Source organism: Brevundimonas sp. A19_0 (assembly GCF_017744255.1).
Lineage (GTDB): Bacteria > Pseudomonadota > Alphaproteobacteria > Caulobacterales > Caulobacteraceae > Brevundimonas.
Genome location: NZ_JAGHQP010000001.1, coordinates 267,816 through 286,617 on the forward strand (window position 1 = coordinate 267,816; position 18,802 = coordinate 286,617).

At 68.0% G+C, this 18,802-nt stretch carries 20 protein-coding genes; 9 read left to right on the forward strand and 11 right to left on the reverse strand.

Going from position 1 to position 18,802, the window contains the following annotated elements:
- Positions 1–39 precede the first annotated feature (39 nt).
- The 7 genes from J7346_RS01270 (at position 40) to folP (ending at position 6,229) form a co-directional block, all read left to right on the forward strand.
- Positions 40–789 (forward strand): SDR family NAD(P)-dependent oxidoreductase, encoded by a 750-nt coding sequence (locus tag J7346_RS01270; RefSeq protein ID WP_209116966.1) that lies wholly within the window; start codon positions 40–42, stop codon positions 787–789.
- Between the two features lie 260 nt (positions 790–1,049).
- Positions 1,050–2,495, forward strand: a complete 1,446-nt coding sequence (locus J7346_RS01275) for a DEAD/DEAH box helicase (protein WP_245157536.1) — start codon at positions 1,050–1,052, stop codon at positions 2,493–2,495.
- A 106-nt stretch (positions 2,496–2,601) separates the two neighbouring features.
- On the forward strand, positions 2,602–3,822 hold the full coding sequence (locus tag J7346_RS01280) for an acyltransferase family protein (protein WP_209116968.1): 1,221 nt from the start codon (positions 2,602–2,604) through the stop codon (positions 3,820–3,822).
- A 54-nt stretch (positions 3,823–3,876) separates the two neighbouring features.
- Entirely contained in the window at positions 3,877–4,521 is a 645-nt protein-coding gene (locus J7346_RS01285; RefSeq protein WP_209116970.1) for a hypothetical protein, read from the forward strand.
- 3 nt (positions 4,522–4,524) lie between these two features.
- Entirely contained in the window at positions 4,525–4,827 is a 303-nt protein-coding gene (locus J7346_RS01290) for a transcriptional regulator (RefSeq protein WP_209116972.1), read from the forward strand.
- Positions 4,827–5,426 (forward strand): YdeI/OmpD-associated family protein, encoded by a 600-nt coding sequence (locus tag J7346_RS01295; RefSeq protein WP_209116974.1) that lies wholly within the window; start codon positions 4,827–4,829, stop codon positions 5,424–5,426. The genes J7346_RS01290 and J7346_RS01295 overlap by 1 nt, the downstream gene beginning before the upstream one ends.
- Positions 5,423–6,229, forward strand: coding sequence for a dihydropteroate synthase (folP, locus tag J7346_RS01300; protein WP_245157537.1), 807 nt, complete (start codon positions 5,423–5,425; stop codon positions 6,227–6,229). The genes J7346_RS01295 and folP overlap by 4 nt, the downstream gene beginning before the upstream one ends.
- Here folP and J7346_RS01305 read toward each other — a convergent pair.
- Complete coding sequence (locus J7346_RS01305; protein WP_209116976.1) at positions 6,216–7,235, reverse strand: mechanosensitive ion channel domain-containing protein; 1,020 nt, start codon at positions 7,233–7,235, stop codon at positions 6,216–6,218. The two genes, folP and J7346_RS01305, sit on opposite strands and share 14 nt — an antisense overlap.
- A gap of 113 nt (positions 7,236–7,348) precedes the next feature.
- Here J7346_RS01305 and J7346_RS01310 point away from each other — a divergent pair, with 113 nt between their 5' ends.
- On the forward strand, positions 7,349–8,638 hold the full coding sequence (locus J7346_RS01310; protein WP_209116978.1) for a dicarboxylate/amino acid:cation symporter: 1,290 nt from the start codon (positions 7,349–7,351) through the stop codon (positions 8,636–8,638).
- A 9-nt stretch (positions 8,639–8,647) separates the two neighbouring features.
- Here J7346_RS01310 and J7346_RS01315 read toward each other — a convergent pair whose 3' ends face one another.
- From J7346_RS01315 to prmC, 4 genes are all read right to left on the reverse strand, one after another.
- The gene (locus J7346_RS01315; protein WP_209116980.1) at positions 8,648–9,049 is read right to left on the reverse strand and encodes a hypothetical protein; all 402 of its coding nucleotides are present in this window, start codon (positions 9,047–9,049) and stop codon (positions 8,648–8,650) included.
- A 65-nt stretch (positions 9,050–9,114) separates the two neighbouring features.
- A complete protein-coding gene (locus J7346_RS01320) occupies positions 9,115–9,801 on the reverse strand; it encodes a DUF4893 domain-containing protein (RefSeq protein WP_209116982.1) in 687 nt (228 codons plus the stop codon).
- Between the two features lie 69 nt (positions 9,802–9,870).
- Positions 9,871–10,761: a DUF4167 domain-containing protein gene (locus tag J7346_RS01325; protein WP_245157538.1), complete on the reverse strand. Its 891-nt coding sequence runs from the start codon at positions 10,759–10,761 to the stop codon at positions 9,871–9,873.
- Between the two features lie 297 nt (positions 10,762–11,058).
- On the reverse strand, positions 11,059–11,952 hold the full coding sequence (prmC, locus tag J7346_RS01330; protein ID WP_209116985.1) for a peptide chain release factor N(5)-glutamine methyltransferase: 894 nt from the start codon (positions 11,950–11,952) through the stop codon (positions 11,059–11,061).
- Positions 11,953–12,023: 71 nt separating this feature from the next.
- Between prmC and J7346_RS01335 the strand changes: the two genes are divergently transcribed.
- Positions 12,024–13,262, forward strand: a complete 1,239-nt coding sequence (locus tag J7346_RS01335) for a YihY/virulence factor BrkB family protein (RefSeq protein ID WP_209116987.1) — start codon at positions 12,024–12,026, stop codon at positions 13,260–13,262.
- Between the two features lie 4 nt (positions 13,263–13,266).
- Here J7346_RS01335 and J7346_RS01340 read toward each other — a convergent pair whose 3' ends face one another.
- From J7346_RS01340 to J7346_RS01365, 6 genes are read right to left on the reverse strand one after another with little or no spacing between them, the layout of a single operon-like run.
- Positions 13,267–14,895, reverse strand: coding sequence for a bifunctional diguanylate cyclase/phosphodiesterase (locus J7346_RS01340; RefSeq protein WP_209117327.1), 1,629 nt, complete (start codon positions 14,893–14,895; stop codon positions 13,267–13,269).
- 35 nt (positions 14,896–14,930) lie between these two features.
- Positions 14,931–15,554, reverse strand: coding sequence for a GNAT family protein (locus J7346_RS01345; protein WP_209116989.1), 624 nt, complete (start codon positions 15,552–15,554; stop codon positions 14,931–14,933).
- A 9-nt stretch (positions 15,555–15,563) separates the two neighbouring features.
- Entirely contained in the window at positions 15,564–16,829 is a 1,266-nt protein-coding gene (locus J7346_RS01350) for a pitrilysin family protein (protein WP_209117328.1), read from the reverse strand.
- Positions 16,826–17,497 carry an SURF1 family protein gene (locus J7346_RS01355; protein ID WP_245157539.1) on the reverse strand — a complete coding sequence of 224 codons (672 nt, stop codon included), beginning with the start codon at positions 17,495–17,497 and terminating at the stop codon, positions 16,826–16,828. The genes J7346_RS01350 and J7346_RS01355 overlap by 4 nt, the downstream gene beginning before the upstream one ends.
- Positions 17,490–17,852 carry a DUF983 domain-containing protein gene (locus J7346_RS01360; protein WP_245157540.1) on the reverse strand — a complete coding sequence of 121 codons (363 nt, stop codon included), beginning with the start codon at positions 17,850–17,852 and terminating at the stop codon, positions 17,490–17,492. The genes J7346_RS01355 and J7346_RS01360 overlap by 8 nt, the downstream gene beginning before the upstream one ends.
- 26 nt (positions 17,853–17,878) lie before the next feature.
- Positions 17,879–18,775: a cytochrome c oxidase subunit 3 gene (locus J7346_RS01365; protein ID WP_209116993.1), complete on the reverse strand. Its 897-nt coding sequence runs from the start codon at positions 18,773–18,775 to the stop codon at positions 17,879–17,881.
- Positions 18,776–18,802: the final 27 nt, after the last annotated feature.

An 18,802-nucleotide genomic window follows, 5' to 3' on the forward strand; every position in this document is an offset into this window, starting at 1 on the left:
GGCATGCCCAGTTTGGGGCTCGCGAAAAGGAGACCCCCCATGCAAATCGCCAACGACACTATTCTCATCACCGGCGGCAGCGCCGGCATCGGCCGCGCCCTTGCCGAGGCCATGCACCGTGACGGAGCGAAGGTCATCATCACCGGTCGCCGCGAGGATGCCCTGCGCTCGGTCGCCGAGGCCAACCCGGGCATGGACTGGGCCGTGCTGGACATGACCGATGCCGCCGCCATCGCCGCCTTTGCCGCCCAGGTCACCCGCGACCACCCGGCCCTCAATGCCGTCATCCACAACGCCGGCATCATGGAGGTCGAGGACCTGACGGCCGACGCCTGGGACCTCGACCGCGTCGACCGCACCCTGGATACCAACCTGCTCGGCCCGATCCGGCTGACCGCCGGCCTGATCGGCCATCTGAAGCAGCAGCCGATGGCGAGTGTCATGACCGTGTCGTCAGGACTGGCCTTTGTGCCGTTGGCTGCAACACCGATCTATTCGGCGACCAAGGCGGCCATCCACTCCTGGACCCAGGCCCTGCGCAGCCAGCTGAAGGACACCCCCATCGAAGTGCTGGAACTGGCCCCGCCGGGCGTCGCCACCGACCTGATGCCGGGCCATGCCGAGAACCCCGCCTCCATGCCGCTCGATGCCTATATCGCCGAGGTCATGGACCTGATCCGCTCGGGCAATACCCCGGCCGGCGAGATTCTGGTCGAACGTGTCAAACCGCTCCGCTTTGCCGAACGTGACGGCTATCAGGCGGTCTACGCGCATCTGAACGGCGGCTGATCGCCGGAAAGAATGAGGGCCGGCCTTGACTTGGCCGCAATGGAGGCCCACTTGCGCTGCATCGCACAATCGCGATGCCCGGTGCGCTCCAGCGCGTGTGGGTCCCTGATACCGGGACCTGACTGTAGAAGCGACCGGCCCTCACATCTCATTCGCTGCCCGGACACGCGGGGTGGCGCCCGTTCAAGCCGGTTCCTGAAGACAGGGGCCGGACAGGCGGTGCGCCCATGGGTCGTGCCGCATGCGAAAGATCATCCGCCATGAGCCACACCACTTTTGACTCCATGGGCCTTAACCCGGCCCTCCTTCAGGCGCTTGCGTCCGAGGGTTACACCACCCCCACCCCGATCCAGGCCCAGTCCATCCCCGATGTAATGACCGGCCGTGACCTGCTGGGCATCGCCCAGACCGGCACCGGCAAGACGGCGGCCTTTGCCCTGCCGATCCTGCACCGGCTGGCGGCCAACCGCGTCGCCCCCCTGCCCCGCACCACCCGGTGTCTGGTGCTTTCGCCGACGCGCGAACTGGCCACCCAGATCGCCGAAAGCTTCAAGGCCTATGGCAAGCACCTGGGCTTCCGCGTGGCCGTGATCTTCGGCGGCGTGAAGTACGGCGCCCAGGAGCGTGCCCTGCAGCAGGGACTGGACGTTCTGGTCGCCGCCCCCGGGCGTCTGCTGGACCACATCCAGCAAAAGAACCTGGACCTGAGCGCCACCGAAATCTTCGTGCTGGACGAGGCCGACCAGATGCTCGACCTCGGCTTCATCAAGCCGATCCGCCAGATCGTCAGCCGCATTCCGGCCAAGCGCCAGAACCTGTTCTTCTCGGCCACCATGCCGTCGGAGATCGGCAAGCTGGCCGGCGAACTGCTCAAGGATCCCAAGCGGGTCCAGGTGACGCCCCAGGCCACCACCGTGCAGCGCATCAAACAGTCGGTCGTCTGGATCGAACAGGGCCGCAAGCGCGCCCTGCTGACCGAAATGTTCAGCGATCCCGGCTATACCCGCTGCCTGGTCTTCACCAAGACCAAGCACGGCGCGGACAAGGTCGCGGCCTATCTGGAAGCGGGCGGCGTCGAGGCCGGTGCCATCCACGGCAACAAGAGCCAGCCCCAGCGCGAGCGCACCCTCGAGGCCTTCAAGAAGGGCAAGCTCCGGGTACTGGTCGCCACCGACATCGCCGCGCGCGGTATTGATGTCGATGGCGTGTCGCACGTCGTGAACTTTGAACTGCCCTTCGTGCCCGAAGCCTATGTGCACCGCATCGGCCGGACGGCGCGGGCCGGCGCCGACGGCACCGCCATCAGCTTTGTCGCCGGTGACGAGATGAAGCTGCTGAAGGACATCGAAAAGGTCACCCGCCAGAAGATCCCGGCGATCGACCGTCGCAACGACAAGGCGCTGGGCGCCCTGGATGCCGCCATCAGCGCCGCCGGTGTCGCCAAGAAGCCGACCCTGCCCGATCGTGAGGATCGCCCGGGCCGCGACGGAGACGGCGAAGGCCGTCGTCGCAACCGGCGCGCGCCGCGCGGCAATGCTCCGCGTGGAAACGGGCCGAAGGGCGAAGGTCAGCGTGGCCCCCGCCCCGAGCGGTCGTCCTACAACCCCATGGCCACGGAACAGGGTGGCGCCGGCTCGCCGCCTCCGGTGGCAAAGCTGAAGCGCCGGCGGCGTCCGGCCCGCAAGCCCGCGACCGCCACCAGCTAGGCCTCGACAGACCCCCTTCGGCAACGGAGGGGGTATTGTTCATATGGACCTGTTTGCATTTTAAACTGGTCTATGGTATCCAGCCGACTTCACTGGAGGCCGCCCTATGTCCCTGACCCCTTCCCCGCCCGCCGACCAGCGCCTGCATGGACTGGATGCCCTGCGCGGATTCGCGCTGCTGCTCGGCGTGGTGCTTCACGCCAGCCTGTCCTTCTTCCCGGAGCAGACCTGGATCGTTCACGACTCCAGCACCTCGATCGGGGCGGCCTGGCTGTTCTTCGCGATCCACCTGTTCCGTATGACGGCCTTCTTCCTGATCGCCGGCCTGTTCGCCCATATGATGCTGGGCAGGCGGGGCTGGATCGGGTTTGCAAAGGATCGGCTGATCCGCATCGCAGGCCCTTTCGCGGTCTTCTGGCTGCCGGTCATGGCGGGGATCATCACCGCCCTGGTCTGGAATGCCTATGCTACCGGCCTGATCACGCCCGGTGCCGAACCGGCACCCAACCCCACCTATGACTGGACCAACTTCCCCCTGACCCATCTATGGTTCCTGTGGGTGCTGCTGATCTTTTACGTCGCCATGTTGGTGCTGAGGGCGCCGTTCGCCCTGCTGGACCGGAACAGCGGCTGGGGACGGACGATGGACCGCCTGACGGGCGCATTGATCGGGCCCTGGACACCAGTCGTCCTGGCCCTGCCATTGGCCTGGGCCCTCTGGAGCGACCCGACCTGGATTGCCTTCTTCGCCGTGCCCACGCCGGACGCGGGCCTGATCCCCAATACCGCAGCGCTGGTCGGCTTTGGTACAGCCTTTGGGATGGGCTTCCTGCTGGATCGTCGCCGCGACCTGCTGCAGCGGATCGCCGGCTGGTCGCCGGTCTTCCTCGGCCTCGCGGTCGGGACCGGGATCACCGGCTACATGCTGGCCGGAGGGCCCGTGCTCGTACCGATGGCCGAGCAGACGAGTGACAAGGCGGTGCTTGCCGTCGTCATGGCAATCGCAGTGCATGCCTCCGCGCTGGCAGCCATGGGCCTGTGCCTGAAATTCCTGTCGTCGGCCGCGACGTGGCGCCGTTACCTGTCTGACTCGTCCTACTGGGTCTACATCCTTCACCTGCCGCTGGTCATGCTGGCCCAGGTGTGGATCCAGGACTGGCCCACCCCGTGGTGGATCAAGCTGGGCGGCGTCTCTCTGGGCGTGCTGGCCATTTGCCTGGTCACCTATGAGCTGCTGGTCCGCCACACCTTCATGGGCCGCTGGCTGAACGGGCGTCGCATTCCCTGGAAACGTCCTGTCGATGCCATCCCCGTTCCCGCCGAATAGCTTGCCAAGCCCTGCCCGGTCGTTCACCTCAGGATACCGGCTCCGGAGACTCACATGACCGATCATTCCCGCAGCACACCGGAAGCGGATCTGGCCTTCCTGCGCTCCGTCATCGAGGGCGGTATGAGCGGCCGGGGCATGCTGACCATGGGCGTCGCCTATATGGCGGGCGGCATCCTCTATGGCCTGCAGTGCCTGTTCCACATCGCCCAGATGAAGGGGTGGGTGGTCCTGGCGCCCCTGCCGACTCTTCTCGTGCTGATTGGCTTCACAGCTGCCTTCTGCCTCGTCCTGGGCTGGGCCGTGCGCGAGGATCGAAAACTCAAAGTGTCACAGGGCCCGCTCGCCACACGCACCATGAACGCGGCCTTCAGCGCCACGGGCATGGTCAATCTGGCGGTCATCCTGATCTTCGGTGTGGGCTCTGCGCGGGATCACGACTTTGCCACCTGGCTCTACTACCCGGCCATCGTGTTCGCCGCCCAGGCCGCGGCCTGGTACGTCGCCTGGAGCCTGAAGCGACGCGCCTGGATGCTGGCCACCGCAGCCGGGGGGTGGGTGACGGCGGTGGGCCTCGGCCTGCTGGTCCGCCATGGCGACATCTACCTCTATGTCTGCACCGCGGCCCTGTTCCTGCTGTTCGCCCTGCCCGGCTGGATCATGGTGCGCGGCGCGATGCAGGTCCGGACCGCGACCTGATCCATGGCACTGGGCGACCTCGGACGGATCGATGAGGTGATTCACGGCCGCATGCGGCTGGGGATCATGGTCTATCTGGCCGATGTCGAGAGCGCCGATTTCACCGAGCTGAAGACCGTGCTGGAGGCCACCCAGGGCAATCTGTCGGTCCACCTGAAGAAGCTGGCCGAGGCGGATTATGTGGCCATCACCAAGCGGTTCAAGGACAACAAGCCCCTGACCGAAGTTGCGATCACCGAGACCGGGCGACGCGCCTTTGCGGCCTATCTGGATGCCCTGAGCGGACTGATCGGAGGACGCGACTGATGGCGCCCGTGGTTGTTGATCCGGATCGCGTCCATGCCTTCGAGGACGCCGGGGCGTTCAACGCATGGCTGGACGGGCACCACGCCCAGGAGCCCGAGGTCTGGATCCGGATATTCAAGGTGCGCTCGGGATACACCAGTGTAACCTGGGCCGAGGCGGTGCCGGTGGCCCTGGCGTGGGGCTGGATCGACGGCATCCGGAAAAGCCTCGACGACGCCAGCTTTCTGCAGCGCTTCACGCCGCGCGGCCCGAAAAGCGTGTGGAGCGAGATCAATGTCGCCCACGCCGAGCGGCTGATTGCCGAGGGCGCCATGCAGCCGTCGGGGCTGAGGCAGGTCGAGGCGGCCCGGGCGGACGGGCGCTGGGCGAAGGCCTATCGCGTCAAGAACGCCGAGGTTCCGGAAGATCTGATGGCCGCCATACAGGCCAACTCGCAAGCGCTGGCGATGTTCGGCACGCTCACCGCCAATAATCGCTTCGCCCTGATCCACCGAACGGAGTCGTTGAAGACCGAGGCGGGGCGGAAGAACCGGATCGCGCAGTTCGTCGACATGCTCGCACGCGGCGAGACGATCTATCCGCAGGGGCGAAAGACATGATCAGACGCCCCCGCGTCATGGGCATCGTCAATGTGACTCCGGACAGCTTTTCCGACGGCGGGCGGCTGTCGACGCTCGAGGCTGCGGTGACGCATGGCCTGGCACTGGTCACGCAGGGCGCGGACATTCTGGACATCGGCGGCGAGAGCACGCGGCCCGGCGCCGATCCGGTCAGCGAAGGCGACGAACTGGCGCGCGTCCTCCCCGTCATCGAGGCGCTCCGCCGGCAATGGGACGGGCCGATCAGCATCGACACGCTCAAGCCCGCCGTGGCCCGCGCGGCGGTGAAGGCCGGCGCCACGATGTGGAACGATGTCACCGCCCTCGGAGGAAGATCCGCCAGCCCCGCAGTGGCGGCCGAACTCGGGTGCGACGTCGTGCTGATGCACATGCAGGGCGAGCCGCGCACCATGCAAGCCGCGCCCCGCTATGACGATGTGGTGGTCGAGGTCCGCGACAGGCTGGTGGAGCGTGCCGCAGCGGCCATGGCGGCAGGTGTCGCCCGTGAACGCATCTGGCTGGACCCGGGCATCGGCTTCGGCAAGACGCTGGATCACAATCTGGCGCTCACACGACATCTCGACGTGCTCACGGCCACCGGCTTTCCGGTCCTCTTCGGGGCCAGCCGGAAGCGGATGATCCAGGCGGTGGATCCCTCAGCCCACGATCCCCTCGACCGGCTGGGGGGTTCGCTGGCCCTGGCGCTGGAGGCCGCGCGGCGCGGCGCCGAACTCATCCGCGTCCATGATGTGCGCGAGACGGTTCAGGCCCTGGCCGTACAGGCGGCGATCAGCGGTCCCTGACCTCCCGGTCGACCGGCTCGGGGCTGGGTCGAAGCAGATCCTCGGCGGCGTCGTTGGCCGAGGCCTTGGGGGCGGGCTCCCTGGGCTCGGGCTGCGGCGGGGTGCGGCCCCTGGGCGACTTGCCCAGAACGTCGAGCGCGTCGTCGCCCTCCCGGCCGAAGATGCTGCGGATCCGCAGGTCGGTCTGCGGAAAGGGAATCTCGATCCCGGCCTCGTCCAGCGCCTCGGCGATGGCCCAGGTGTAGGCGGCATGCATCGCCGCCGGGCGCTTCACGGCCTCCTGGGTGGGCCAGACCAGCAGTTCGAAGTCGAGACCGGACTCGCCGAAGCCGACCAGCCAGACCTGGCATTTGCGGGCGTCCGTCTCGGGCAGGGTGAAGGGAATCGCGCGCGCCGCCTTCAGCACCACATCGCGGACTTCGCCCCGGTTGGCACCATAGGCCACCGAGAAGGGTACGTGGATACGGCGGGTATCGCCCTTCAGCGTCCAGTTGGTGACCTTCCCCTCGATCAGGTTCGAGTTGGGCACGATGATGTTGATGTTGTCATTGGTGCGGATGCGGGTGGCGCGCGGCCCGATCTCGACGATGGCCCCGCGGGCGTCATCCAGCTCGACATAATCGCCCACCGACACCATGCGGTCGAAGATCAGGAACAGGCCGGAGACGAACTCCTTGACCACGCCCTGAAGACCCAGACCCACACCGATGCCGATGGCGCCGGCGAACACGGCCAGCGATGAGAGGTTCAGCCCCGCCGCGGACAGCCCCATGATCACCCCGGCGACCAGGATTCCGTAGCCAACCAGCTTCTCCAGCAGATAGAGCGCCTGGGTCGTACGGGACGCTTTCTGCCGCAGCCGTCGTATGCCTCGGGTCGCCCCCCAGGACAGCACCACGGCAAGGCCGATCACGATGGCCCCGCTGACCAGACCCCCCAGCGTCAGGGATATGCCGCCCAGCCGCAGGACCGCAGCCTCCTGCAGGGTTTCGATTTCCTGGAACATGGAATGCTAATGCCCAGCTTGGCCGTGACGTTCCCGTCATGCTTGGCGAAACGCCCGCCCCGCCCCTATATCGTCGGATCGGCCCATCCGGGGCGCGACAAGGGGCCGATAGCATGACCACCACCCGGGGACGCCGTTTCCTTCCTTCCCTCAGTCTGCAGGTGCTGGCTGCGCTGGCACTGGGCCTCGGAGTGGGCGCGATCGCCCAGACCCGGGGCCTGCCGGGCGGGGCCGAGACGGCCGGCTTCATCGGCTCGCTGGGTCAGCTGTGGCTGAACGCCCTCAAGATGACCATTGTGCCGCTGGTCTTCTCCCTGCTCGTGACGGGGATCGCCTCGATTGCCGGAGCTGCGCATGGCCCCGGACGGGCGGGCCTGCTGGCCGGGCGGGCGCTGCTGGTGTTCGGCATCCTGATCGTCGTGGCCACCGTCTATGCCATTGCGGCCTCGTACGGTCTTCACGCCCTCTGGCCCATCGACCCTGAGGGCGGCGCGCGCCTGATCGCAGGTGCCCCCGCCACGCCCGAGGGCGTCGGCCCCGGCGCGCCGTTCGGAGAGTTCCTGAAGACCCTAGCCCCGGCCAACCCGATCCGCGCCGCCGCCGAGGACGCCATTCTCGGCCTCGTGGTGTTTGCCGTCTTCTTCGGCTTTGCCGCCACCCGCCTGCCGGACCGCTTGCGTCTGCCGCTGGTGACCTTCTTCGAAGCGGTGTCCGAGACGATGATCGTGATCGTCCGCTGGGTGCTGCTGGCCGCGCCGATCGGCGTGTTTGCGCTGGCGCTGGGCGTCGGTCTGACCGCCGGCGTGGGCGCGGCGGGCACCCTGGCCCACTACATCGCCCTGGTCTCGCTGGCGACTATCGGCATCACACTGCTCTGCTATCCGCTGGCCATGGTGTTCGCCAAGGTCAGCCTGGCCGGGTTCGCACGCGCCGTGGCCCCGGCCCAGGTGGTGGCCTTTTCAACCCAGTCGTCGCTGGCCAGTCTGCCCGTCATGGTCGAGCGGGCGGTGGATGCCCTCGGCGTGTCCCGGCCCACGGCGGGTCTGGTGCTTCCGCTGGCGGTCGCCGTCTTCCGCATCACCAGCCCGGTCGCCAATCTGGGCGTCGTCATTTATTGCGCCCACCTGTTCGGCATCGAGCCCAGTATGGGGCAGCTGTTTGCAGCGGGGCTCACGGCCGTTCTGGTCAGCGTCGGCTCGGTCGGCCTGCCGGGTCAGATCAGCTTCTTCGTCTCGATCGCGCCCATCTGTATCGCCATGGGCGTGCCATTGCAGATCCTGCCGCTGCTGCTGGCGGTCGAAGTGATCCCCGACATCTTCCGCACGGTCGGCAATGTCACCGCCGACATGGCGGTGGCCCGCATCGTCGAGGATGAAGCGGGCGCGCTGCCGGAAGCCGGCTGACGTCGCCCGTCAGTTGCCCGGTCGGCGCCCGGCCTCGAGGATCGGCATGCCGGCCTCGGTCGGCAGATAGATGATCTGGCGGTCACCCTGCCCGGCCGTCTCCTGCAGCATATTGATATAGGCCCAGCGCAGATAGTTATCCGGCCCGCCGAGGCTCTCGGCCATGATGCGGTTGGCCTCGTTCGTGCCCTTTGCGCGGGCCACCTCGGCCTGGGCCGTCAGTTCGGCGGCGTCCAGCAGGGCCTGGGCCTCCAGCACGCGGATCTGCCGGTTCTGGAGGGCTTCCTGATAGGCCGCCTTGCCCGCCATGCGCTTGGCGTAGACGTTGTAGGCGGGCATCCCGATCAGGAACGCCCCCGCTACCAGTGCGATGAGCGCTGCGATCGTGATGGTGAAGCCCGTACCGCGCATGACATACCTCTCTCAATGGAGGTCAGAGGCTGGGCGGCTGAGGCGATCAGGTCAAGGCGCAGGCGTCAGTTCGGCACCAGTTCGATGATATCGAGATTGGACTCGTACTGGGGCCACGGGATCACCAGCCGCCAGCGGCGCGAGCCGATCCGCTCCAGCACAGCCACCATGTCGCGATCCGGATTCTGGCCGTAGGAGTTGGCCGCCGGCTCGGAGCCCAGTGACATCGAGCCCAACATCACCATCTCGCGGTTCGATTCGGGGAACAGCAGGCCGGACGGCCGCTGCGACCCGGTCAGCTTGGAGAATTTCAGGCCGGCTGGGGTGCGCTCGATCCGGCAGTCGAACCAGCCGTAAACGACATAGCCCAGACCGCTCTCTCCCCCCTGCGAGCCCAGTTTGACCGTACGACAGCGATAGTCGCCCTCGGGGGGCGTGACGCCGCCCACAGCGGCACCCGGGTCAATCAGGGCGCCCAGCGAGCCGAGATCACCCGAGCCTTCCTGCCGGCGCGCCTGTTCCAGCGCGAGGCGCCAGGCGGCGTCGACGCGGCCGTACCGGTCCCGGTCATAGGAGGTGATGATGCTGCGCCAGTCGCGCAGGACCGGTCCCGAGCCGTCCGGCGGCGGAGGCGGCGGCGGAGGTCCACCCGCACCCGGCCCATAGCCGCCTCCTGCAGAGGCGCAGGCCGAGAGCATAAGGGTCGCAAGGGCGGTCAGGCCCAGCGTGCGGGCAAGTCGAGACATCGACATGGCGGCTCCTTTGTCAGGCCGACAGTGGGCCCGCCCGGAGCGCAGAGGTCAAGGGTTTGGCCGGGCGGACTATTCGCCGCTGTCGGCGGTCTCGGCCTGCACCTTGCGGCGCGGGGCACGACGACGGGGGGCCGGCGCCTCTGCATCACCTGCAGCCTCGGCGGCCTCTACGGCGCGCGGCGTCGGACGGGTCAGGAAGCCCGGCAGGGCGTCGGCGGTCGAGCTCTCGACGGCCGGAGCCTCTTCGCGCGGGCGACGCGGACGGCGGGCCGGACGCTCCGGCGCTTCACCGGCGTCAGCCACCGACTCCGGTGTGCTTTCCGACGACGAGGTGTCCGCGTCGGACGAAGAGCCTTCGCCTTCCGCTTCCGGGCTGCCGCGCCGATTGCGTTGTTCGTCCTTGCGGCGCTCCCAGCGTTCACGACGCGATTCCCGGCGGTTTCCGCTGTCGCCGTCGCCGCGAGCCTCGGAATCCTGACCGCCGTCGCGGTCACTGGAGGGCTGGCCCTCGCGGCCCTGCTGCGGGTTCTGGCCGCCCTGGGCGGTGTTCTGACCGTTGTTCTGGCCGTTGTTCTGTTGCCCGTTCTGCTGGGCGTTCTGTTGTGCCTGCTGGGCGGCGAGGAAGGCGGCCGCCTGGGCGCCACTCTCGTCCTCGAAGTCGATGTCGAAACCCTGGTTGGACAGTTCGCGCTGGGCGATCTCCGAGACGGGCCGTTGCGGCTGGAGCGCCCTCAGCACGCGGAAATAGTGCTCGGCGTGCTGCATGTAGTTTTCGGCCAGAACGCGGTCACCGGCCGAGGACGCATCGCGCGCCAGCTGCATATAACGCTCATAGACCGTCTGGGCGTTGCCCCGGACCTTGATGTTCTCGGGCCCTTGCGAATCCCAGGACCGGTTCGGGTTGGCGCTGTTCGCCGAATTCCCACCGGGCTTCCTGTTGCGACCGCGCTGGCGCTTCATGCCCTTGAAATCTCTCATAGACTCTACCGTTCCGGGAGGTTGGCCGACTACAGGTTTCAGGCCGTGTTGTGTTTCGTCTGTCCGTGGCTCGGGACGTGCCCGCCATCAATGTCATCGGAAGCCGTTGTCTCCCCGCGGTCCACCCGGGCCCGGAGGGGGATCGGGTCGTCACGCATCCCGCTCGCCTGTCAGTTGGCCCGCGAGGGCGTACGGAGATGCGATTGGTGGGAGACAGCCAAGACTTAGCGCGCCTCGCCCCGCATTCCAAGGGGTCTTTTTGTGACGCCCGTCGGGTGTTCAGGACAGCAGGGACCGGTCCGGGGCCTGGGTTCGCGGGTCCGGGCCGTTGGTGACGACGCGATTGCGGTTGCCGAGATCGAGCACGACCTTCACATCCTCAAAGCCCGCCTCGTCGAACAGCGCCTTGACCGGCTCGCCCTGATCCCAGCCGATCTCGACCGCGAAGATGCCGCCGGGCTTCAGCACACGGCGGATTTCCGGCGCCAGCTGCCGATAGGCTTCCAGCCCGTCCGGACCGCCATCCAGCGCCAGATGCGGGTCATGGTCGCGCACCTCGGGATCCAGACCGGCGATGTCGGCCGTGGGGATGTAGGGGGGGTTCGACACGACCAGATCGAAACTGTGGTCCTCAAACCCGGTGGCCCACTCGGTGCGCAGGAAGGCAGCCCGCCCCTCGAGGTCGAGGTTCGCCGCATTGTCCCGGGCCACGGCGAGGGCCTCGGTCGAGATGTCGGTGCCCACGCCGGTGGCGCCCGCCCGCTCGGCCAGCACCGCCAGCAGGATGGCCCCCGACCCCGTACCCAGATCAGCGACCTGGAAGGCCTGATGCGGACCGAAGGCGGCCAGCGCCACATCCAGCAGGGTCTCGGTGTCCGGTCGCGGGCTGAGAACGTCGGGGGTGACGCTCAGCATGATCTTCCAGAAGCCCTTGCGGCCAAGGATCCGCGACACCGGCTCGCGCTTCAGGCGCCGGTCGATCATGGCCTCATAGGCAGCGGCCTGATCGGGCGTGACCGTCCGGTAGGGGTCCGTCAGGATGTCGAGACGGCTGACGTTGCAGGCCGCCTCCAGCAGCAGGCGGGAATCGATCGACGGGCTGTCGATGTGACCGGCCTTGAGACGGGCCTGGGCGGTCTTCCAGGTTTTCAGCAGCGTGGAGGTGTCGGACATGGGGTGTGATTGGGGGGCGGCGCGGCGAAATTCAAGCGGAACGGCGCGACAGGCTTGGCCGTTTGCACGGAATGTCCAGACCTCCCCGGAAATCCGACGGCCCGTCCCTGCCCCTCGCGGGTCTGGCTGCGGCGCTGTTCGGGGGACTGGCCGCCGGAGCCGGCGCGGCCCACCTGCTGCACCGGAACGGCCACAAGGTCGGGCTGGACATGCGCCGCTACCGACCCGAACCGGCCGAACCCGAGCCGCCCTCTCCCGAGGACTATGAGGCCCGAGAGCCCGGCCGCGGACGCGTTGCCCAGCGCCCCCACCAGATTCCGCGCAAGGGCTGGACCGACATCCTGTGGCGTACGGGGGCCAGCTATTTCGGCGACCGGGTGGGGTTCGTCTCGGGCGGCGTGACCTTCTTCGTCCTGCTGTCGCTGTTCCCGACCCTGGCCATGATCGTCACCGTCTACGGCCTGTTCGCCAATCCCGAGGACGTCTGGAGCCGGCTCCAATTCCTGTATTCGGTCCTGCCGTCCAATGTGGCGGGCTTCATCGGCGGGGAGATGCAGCGTCTGGCCGAGGACTCACGCCCCCGTCTCACCCTCACCCTGATCGGCACCCTGGCCCTGTCGCTGTGGGTCGCGAACAACGGTATCAAGACCCTCTTCTATGGCCTCAACATCGCCTATCACGAGGTCGAGCGCCGCAACCTGATCAAGTACAATCTGCTGTGCATGGGCTTCACCATCGCCGGGCTCAGTACGGTGTTGCTGACCGCCGGGCTTGTGGTCGGGGTGCCCATCGTTCTGGGCCCGCTCGGTCTGATGAATGACCTGCAGTATCTGGCGCCCCTCCGCTGGGTGGTTCTCTACGTCCTCTACATCGGCGCCCTGACCGTCATCTATCGCCATGGCCCGTGCCGGGCGCGGGCGCGCTGGCGCTGGCTGACGCCCGGGGCCTTTGTCGCGGCGACGCTCAGCCTCGGCCTGTCCGCCGTGTTCAGCTGGTATCTGCAGACCTTTGTGCGCACCGACAGCTATGGCCCGCTGGCGGCCATGATGGGTTTCCTGCTGTGGACGTGGCTGACGGTGCAGATCATCCTGATGGGCGCCGAGCTGAATGCCGAGATCGAGCACCAGACGGCGGTCGACACGACGGTCGGCGCGCCCGAGCCCATCGGTGAGCGGGGGGCTGTGGTGGCCGACAGTGTGGGGGCCAAGCGCGGCAGCCCTGCGGCCCTCAGCTTCACCCTGAAGCACGCCGAGGCCATTTCCGACCGCCTGCTCCGTCGCCGGAACCGCAAACGGCCCCGCAAGCGCTGAGGCGTCAGGCCGAGCGGGCGCGAATGGGGGCGGCCCCGTCGGACAGGGACTCGTTCAGATAGACCTCGGCCTCCTGCGCCGGCAGGGCCTGGGCATAGCCGAAGCCCTGTCCGTAGTGGCAGTTGTCCTGCAGCAGCAGGGCCGCCAGCTCGGCATTCTCGACCCCTTCGGCCACCACCTCGAGTGACAGGTCGCGACCCAGGTTGACGACCGACCGGACGATCTTGGCCGAGCCCTCGTCGCGATCCATGGTCAGCACGAAATAGCGGTCGATCTTGAGCGTATCGAACGGCAGGCGGGCCAGATAGCTGAGCGACGAGAACCCGGTGCCGAAGTCGTCGAGCGCCAGCGAGGCCCCCACCTCCTTGAGCTTCGACAGGATGACCGCCGCGCTGGCGGTATCGCGCATGATGTCGCCCTCGGTGACCTCAAGCTTGAGCGCCCCGCGCGGCAGGCCGGTCTCCTCGATGATCCGGGCGACGTCCTCGACCAGATTGGGGCGTTCGATCTCGCCGACCGACAGGTTCACGCTGCAGAACAGCTTGCCGGCCAGCGGGTGCCGCTTCAGCCACTCGGCCAGCTGGCGGGCGGCCTGGGTCATCATTAGCAGACCCAGTTCGTTCATCAGCCCCATTTCGTCGGTGAGCGTCAGGAACTCGTCCGGCGGGACCAGTCCGCGCTTGGGGTGGCGCCAGCGGCACAGGGCCTCGAACCCGGCGACGGCGCCGGTCTTGAGATTGACGATCGGCTGGTAGAAGGGCTCGATCTCGCCGCGCACGAAGGCGTTTCGCAGGTCCGACTCCAGCGCCAGACGCGACAGGCTGTCGGACTCCAGCGCCCGGCCATAGGCCGCCGCCCCGCCGCGCCCCGCCGACTTGGCCTGTTCGACCGCCAGCTCGACCCGGCGCAGCAATTCCCCGGCGTCAGAGGCATCCGGCCCGCCCTCGGCGGTGACGGCCCCGATCGAGACGGTCGGATAGATGTCGAAGCCTGCGACACGCAGCGGCTGCTCCAGCGCCTCGCGCAGGCGGCCTGGCACATGGCGCTCACCCCGGCGGACCAGAACGGCGAACTCGTCCTCGCCGATCCGCGCAGGCAGGTCCTCGGCCGAGAAGGCGGCCGCCAGTCGCGATCCCAGCGCCGACAGCACCCGGTCCGCCCGGTCGTGGCCGAGCGCCTCGTTCAGGCGGCGCAGGCGGTCAACGTCGGCGACGACCAGCTCATAGTCCCCCGCCACGGTCAGCGCCTCGCCCACGCGGGCGATGAAGGAGCGGCGGTCCAGCAGGCCGGTCAGCGGATCGCGCTCCGCCCCGGCAAAGGTAGTTTCCAGGGCGACGACGCCGGCGGCCCGCAGACCGTCTTCCAGCCATACACCCCGCCACAGGCAGGTCGGGTGATCGCGCATGCGCAGCCGGACGGCGATCTCGGTGCCTTCGGCCTGGGGCTTCAGCAGGGCCTCGGCCAGCGCCCGGTCCTGCGGCATGGCGACGGCGGCAAAGGCGGCCCCCGAACATTCCGGGGCAAGCGGCCCCAGTCCCAGCGGGCGGCTGGCGCCCGTGACGCGCAGACTGTCCTCGGACGGGGTCCAGACCCAGAGCGCCGAGTCAGCCGCCGCCAGCGCCTCGATGGCCATCGAGGCATCCCAGGCCAGAACTGACTGCCGTGTGCTCACGCGCCCGATGTGTCCCCATCCGGCGCGGTGGTGGCGCCATCCCCGTGTCGATCATCGACACGTCCGAACAGAAGATGATCTGCCCAGGCGCCGTTAATTTTGAGATAAGCTCGGGCCCTTCCCTCGTGCTCGAAGCCTGATTTTTCCAGCACTTTCCGTGAGGCAATGTTCCACGGAACACATGCGGCCTCGACCCGGTGCAGCCGCAGATCGTCAAAGGCAAAGGCGACGGCTGCCCGCACAGCGGCTGTGCAATAGCCGCGTCCGGCGAAGGCCTCGCCGATCCAGTAGCCGAGCGTGGCCGTCTCGGTCACACCCCGGCGAATGTTGGACAGGGTGACCGCCCCCACCAATCGCCCCTCCGCCGCCTCGAACACGAAGAAGGGCCAGGCGTGGCCCTGCTCCCGCTCCCGACCATAGAGGGACAGACGCCGCCGGAAGGCGGCCCGGGTCAGGTCGTCCTCGGGCCAGGTCGGCTCGAACGGCACCAGATATTCGCGCGAAGCCGCCCTGAGCGCCGACCACGCCTCATAGTCTCCGGGCCGTGGCAGGCGCAGCACGACCCCCTCCGCCTGAACGGTGGGGCCGGACGACTCGCTGATCCAGTCGAGAAGGGCCATGGGACAGACCTAGCCTGTGATGGCGCGCTCGAACAGCAGGCCCGCCGACAGCCCGACCCTCGGACCCAGTACGGCGGTGGCCGCGCGCCGGGGCTCCAGACAGGCGGCGAGGGCGACCCGCACGGCGGCGGCATCCTGGGCCTGGACCTCCTCGACCATGGCGTCGCTGTCGAGCGTATGGCCGAGCACGCAAATCTGGCCGGCCCAGCGCCCGGCGCGGGCCGCCGGGCTTTCGTCGGACATCCGGATGCTGGCCACAGCAACGGCGCGGGCCCGGTTCAGCTCCGTCTCCGTCGGTCCATCGGTTGCCAGCGCCAGCAGGGTCTCGCCACAGACCTGGGCCAGCTCGCCGGCGCGATCGGCGGCCGCGCCCGCATAGATGCCCAGCACGCCACCGTCCGCATAGCCCTCGTGCCAGGCGTCGACGGCATAGGCCAGGCCGCGCTCTTCCCGCGCGGTCTGGAACAGGCGCGAGGCCATCCCGCCCCCCAGGATCTCGACCCCCAGCCGCAGGGCCGGTCGACGCGAATCCGCATTGCCGAGCGAGGGGAGCAGGAAGACCAGATTCGACTGCTCGATCCGACGGGCCAACCGGGCCTCTCCTCCCTCGAAGCGGGCGGGGGGCATGGGGGTCTCCGACAGCGGCACGCCCTCGCCAAAAGCCCGCTCGACCAGAGCGAGCAGCCCGTCTTCCTCCACCGCGCCCGAGACCGACACGACGATGCGATCGGGGCGATACTGCTCGCGGCGGAAGCGTTTCAGGCGTTCCCGGTCAATGGGAGCCAGGGTCTCGACCTGTCCGAGGATGGGCCGTCCCAGCGACTGGTCGGCAAAGGCCCGGGCCTGGGCCATTTCGAACACATGGTCGTCGGGCGTGTCGAAGGCCTCGGCGATTTCCTGGGCGACCACGTCCTTTTCGCGCTCGATCTCGCCGGGCTCGAAGACCGGATGGAAGATCAGATCGGCGATGACCTGCAGGGCAGTTTCGAGGCCATCCGCCATGGCACGGACCTCGAACACGGTGCGCTCATAGCCGGTCGAGGCATTGATCGAGCCGCCGCCGCCCTCGATGCGCTCGACGATCTCGCGCGCCGACATCTCGCCCGCCCCCTTGAACACCATATGCTCGAGGAAGTGGGACCAGCCCGACTGTTCCGCGCTTTCGTGACGCGCCCCTGCGGCAACGGCCACACAGACCGCCACGGTCTGGAGCCCGGGGATGGGATCACAGACGACGCGGACGCCATTGGCGAGGGTGTGAAGGCGAAGGGTCAGGACGTCAGCTTCCGGCGAAGAAGGACGAGATAGAAAGCCACCAGGGCGATTGCCAGTCCGAACCAGGTCATCGCATAGCCCAGATGGTTGTTCGAGAAGGCAGCCGGCGGCGGCGTGGGCTGAAGCGCCTCAAAGCCGTCGACCGCCCGGGTCTCGGCATAGAGGGTCAGGTCGCGGTGAACGGCCGGCACGTCGAGCGCCGCGCCGATCGCCTCATTGTCGCGCGCATAGAACCGGCCGTCTCTGGGCGGCAGGGCCATGGGGCCCGGCGCGTGGGCCTCTCGTGCCACTGCGGTAACGATCAGGGGGCCGTCCAGCCTCGGTCGCGCGCTGATGGTCTCTGCGACAAAGCCGAGATCGAGGATGTAGCCGACGCAGGCCGTAATCAGCCGGACCCCGGGCGTGCCGTCATGGATGGACTGCAACTCCACCGACCGCCGGCCCGCCGTGGCAGGACAGGTCAGGCTCACGCGCTCGAACGGCACCGGGGCGCCCTGCGCCAGGGGGCGCGGGTCGGCGGAGGCCGCCGCCTCGGCACGCGCGATGAGGTCCTCTTTCCACTGCAACCGCTGCACCTGCCAGATGCCGAGCGAGAGCAGCAGGACGAGGGCCAGCCCGGCGGCAATCGTCAGCCCCCAGGGGATCCGGCGCATGACGGGTTCAGACATGGGGTCCCTCCGCAGTCCGCGCGTGTCGCATCTGGAGTGCGATCATCAGCCCCTTGCCCGGGCGCATCAGCCCGAAGGACAGGGCCAGCACCAGCGGAACGGCCAGCCCCAGCAACACCCACAGGGGCGGCTGGAAGGCGATCTGGATCGCCAGGGCCAGGAAGGTCGAGATGCCGCCCGAGATCTGCATGATGAAGACGGCGGCGCCGTCCCCCGTGTTCAGCCGGGTGAAGTCCGTGCCGCAGACGGCGCACCGCTCGACCACCTTCAGAAAGCCGGCGAACAGCTTGCCCTGCCCGCAACGCGGGCAGCGACAAAGCAAACCGGCGCGGATCGAATCGACCCGCGCCGGCAAGGAAGAATCCGGCTGACGCCGCTCCGTCACCCGAAGATGACGTAGACGAAGGCGAACAGGAACAGCCAGACGACGTCGACGAAGTGCCAGTACCAGGCCGCGGCCTCGAAGCCGAAATGCTTCTCGGGCGACATCTGGCCGGCCATCAGGCGCAGCAGGCAGACGGTCAGGAACAGGGTGCCGATCAGCACGTGGAAGCCGTGGAAACCGGTCGCCATGAAGAAGATCGACCCGTACAGGCCCGAGTTGGCGGCCGCCTCGTTGAAGAACAGGTTCTCGTGGATGATGTGGTTGTACTCATAGGCCTGCACGCCCGTGAACAGCACGCCGAGCAGCACGGTGATCAGCAGGCCCAGCTTGGCGCCCTTGCGGTCGCCGACCTGCAGGGCGTGGTGCGCCCAGGTGACCGTCGTGCCGCTGAGCAGCAGGATGACGGTGTTCAGCAGCGGCAGTTGCCAGGCATCGAGGGTCTCGATGCCCTTGGGCGGCCACAGGGTCGTGCCGTCCGGGTTGGTCCAGGCCGCGGCCGTGTCGGTCCAGAAGCTGATTGCCGGGATGTGGGCGCGCGCCTCGTTGAACACGGACATTTCGAAGAACATCCAGAAGAAGGCGGCGAAGAACATCACTTCCGAGGCGATGAACAGCACCATGCCGTAGCGCAGGCCGATCGACACGACCGGGGTGTGGTCGCCCTGGCGGCTTTCCTTGATGATGTCGCTCCACCAGCCGAACATCGAATAGAGCACGCCCGCCAGACCGGCGAAGAACAGCCACATGGTGCCGGCCTCAAGGCCGAACACGCCCTTCATCCAGGCCACGGCGCCGACCATCATGACGGTGACGGCGATTGACGAGACCAGCGGCCAGGGGCTGGGATTGACCAGATGATAGTCGTGATGAGGAGCGGCGTGCGCGTCAGCCATTCTGGGGTCTCTTGCTCTCGGATAGAC

What these genes read in the sequence shown, in the direction of transcription:
- J7346_RS01270 (WP_209116966.1), top strand. Translation starts at nt 40, where the DNA reads ATGCAAATCGCCAACGACACTATTCTCATCACCGGCGGCAGCGCCGGC.
- J7346_RS01275 (WP_245157536.1), top strand. Translation starts at nt 1,050, where the DNA reads ATGAGCCACACCACTTTTGACTCCATGGGCCTTAACCCGGCCCTCCTT.
- J7346_RS01280 (WP_209116968.1), top strand. Translation starts at nt 2,602, where the DNA reads ATGTCCCTGACCCCTTCCCCGCCCGCCGACCAGCGCCTGCATGGACTG.
- J7346_RS01285 (WP_209116970.1), top strand. Translation starts at nt 3,877, where the DNA reads ATGACCGATCATTCCCGCAGCACACCGGAAGCGGATCTGGCCTTCCTG.
- J7346_RS01290 (WP_209116972.1), top strand. Translation starts at nt 4,525, where the DNA reads ATGGCACTGGGCGACCTCGGACGGATCGATGAGGTGATTCACGGCCGC.
- J7346_RS01295 (WP_209116974.1), top strand. Translation starts at nt 4,827, where the DNA reads ATGGCGCCCGTGGTTGTTGATCCGGATCGCGTCCATGCCTTCGAGGAC.
- folP (WP_245157537.1), top strand. Translation starts at nt 5,423, where the DNA reads ATGATCAGACGCCCCCGCGTCATGGGCATCGTCAATGTGACTCCGGAC.
- J7346_RS01305 (WP_209116976.1), bottom strand. Translation starts at nt 7,235, where the DNA reads ATGTTCCAGGAAATCGAAACCCTGCAGGAGGCTGCGGTCCTGCGGCTG.
- J7346_RS01310 (WP_209116978.1), top strand. Translation starts at nt 7,349, where the DNA reads ATGACCACCACCCGGGGACGCCGTTTCCTTCCTTCCCTCAGTCTGCAG.
- J7346_RS01315 (WP_209116980.1), bottom strand. Translation starts at nt 9,049, where the DNA reads ATGCGCGGTACGGGCTTCACCATCACGATCGCAGCGCTCATCGCACTG.
- J7346_RS01320 (WP_209116982.1), bottom strand. Translation starts at nt 9,801, where the DNA reads ATGTCGATGTCTCGACTTGCCCGCACGCTGGGCCTGACCGCCCTTGCG.
- J7346_RS01325 (WP_245157538.1), bottom strand. Translation starts at nt 10,761, where the DNA reads ATGAAGCGCCAGCGCGGTCGCAACAGGAAGCCCGGTGGGAATTCGGCG.
- prmC (WP_209116985.1), bottom strand. Translation starts at nt 11,952, where the DNA reads ATGTCCGACACCTCCACGCTGCTGAAAACCTGGAAGACCGCCCAGGCC.
- J7346_RS01335 (WP_209116987.1), top strand. Translation starts at nt 12,024, where the DNA reads ATGTCCAGACCTCCCCGGAAATCCGACGGCCCGTCCCTGCCCCTCGCG.
- J7346_RS01340 (WP_209117327.1), bottom strand. Translation starts at nt 14,895, where the DNA reads ATGGCCATCGAGGCGCTGGCGGCGGCTGACTCGGCGCTCTGGGTCTGG.
- J7346_RS01345 (WP_209116989.1), bottom strand. Translation starts at nt 15,554, where the DNA reads ATGGCCCTTCTCGACTGGATCAGCGAGTCGTCCGGCCCCACCGTTCAG.
- J7346_RS01355 (WP_245157539.1), bottom strand. Translation starts at nt 17,497, where the DNA reads ATGTCTGAACCCGTCATGCGCCGGATCCCCTGGGGGCTGACGATTGCC.
- J7346_RS01365 (WP_209116993.1), bottom strand. Translation starts at nt 18,775, where the DNA reads ATGGCTGACGCGCACGCCGCTCCTCATCACGACTATCATCTGGTCAAT.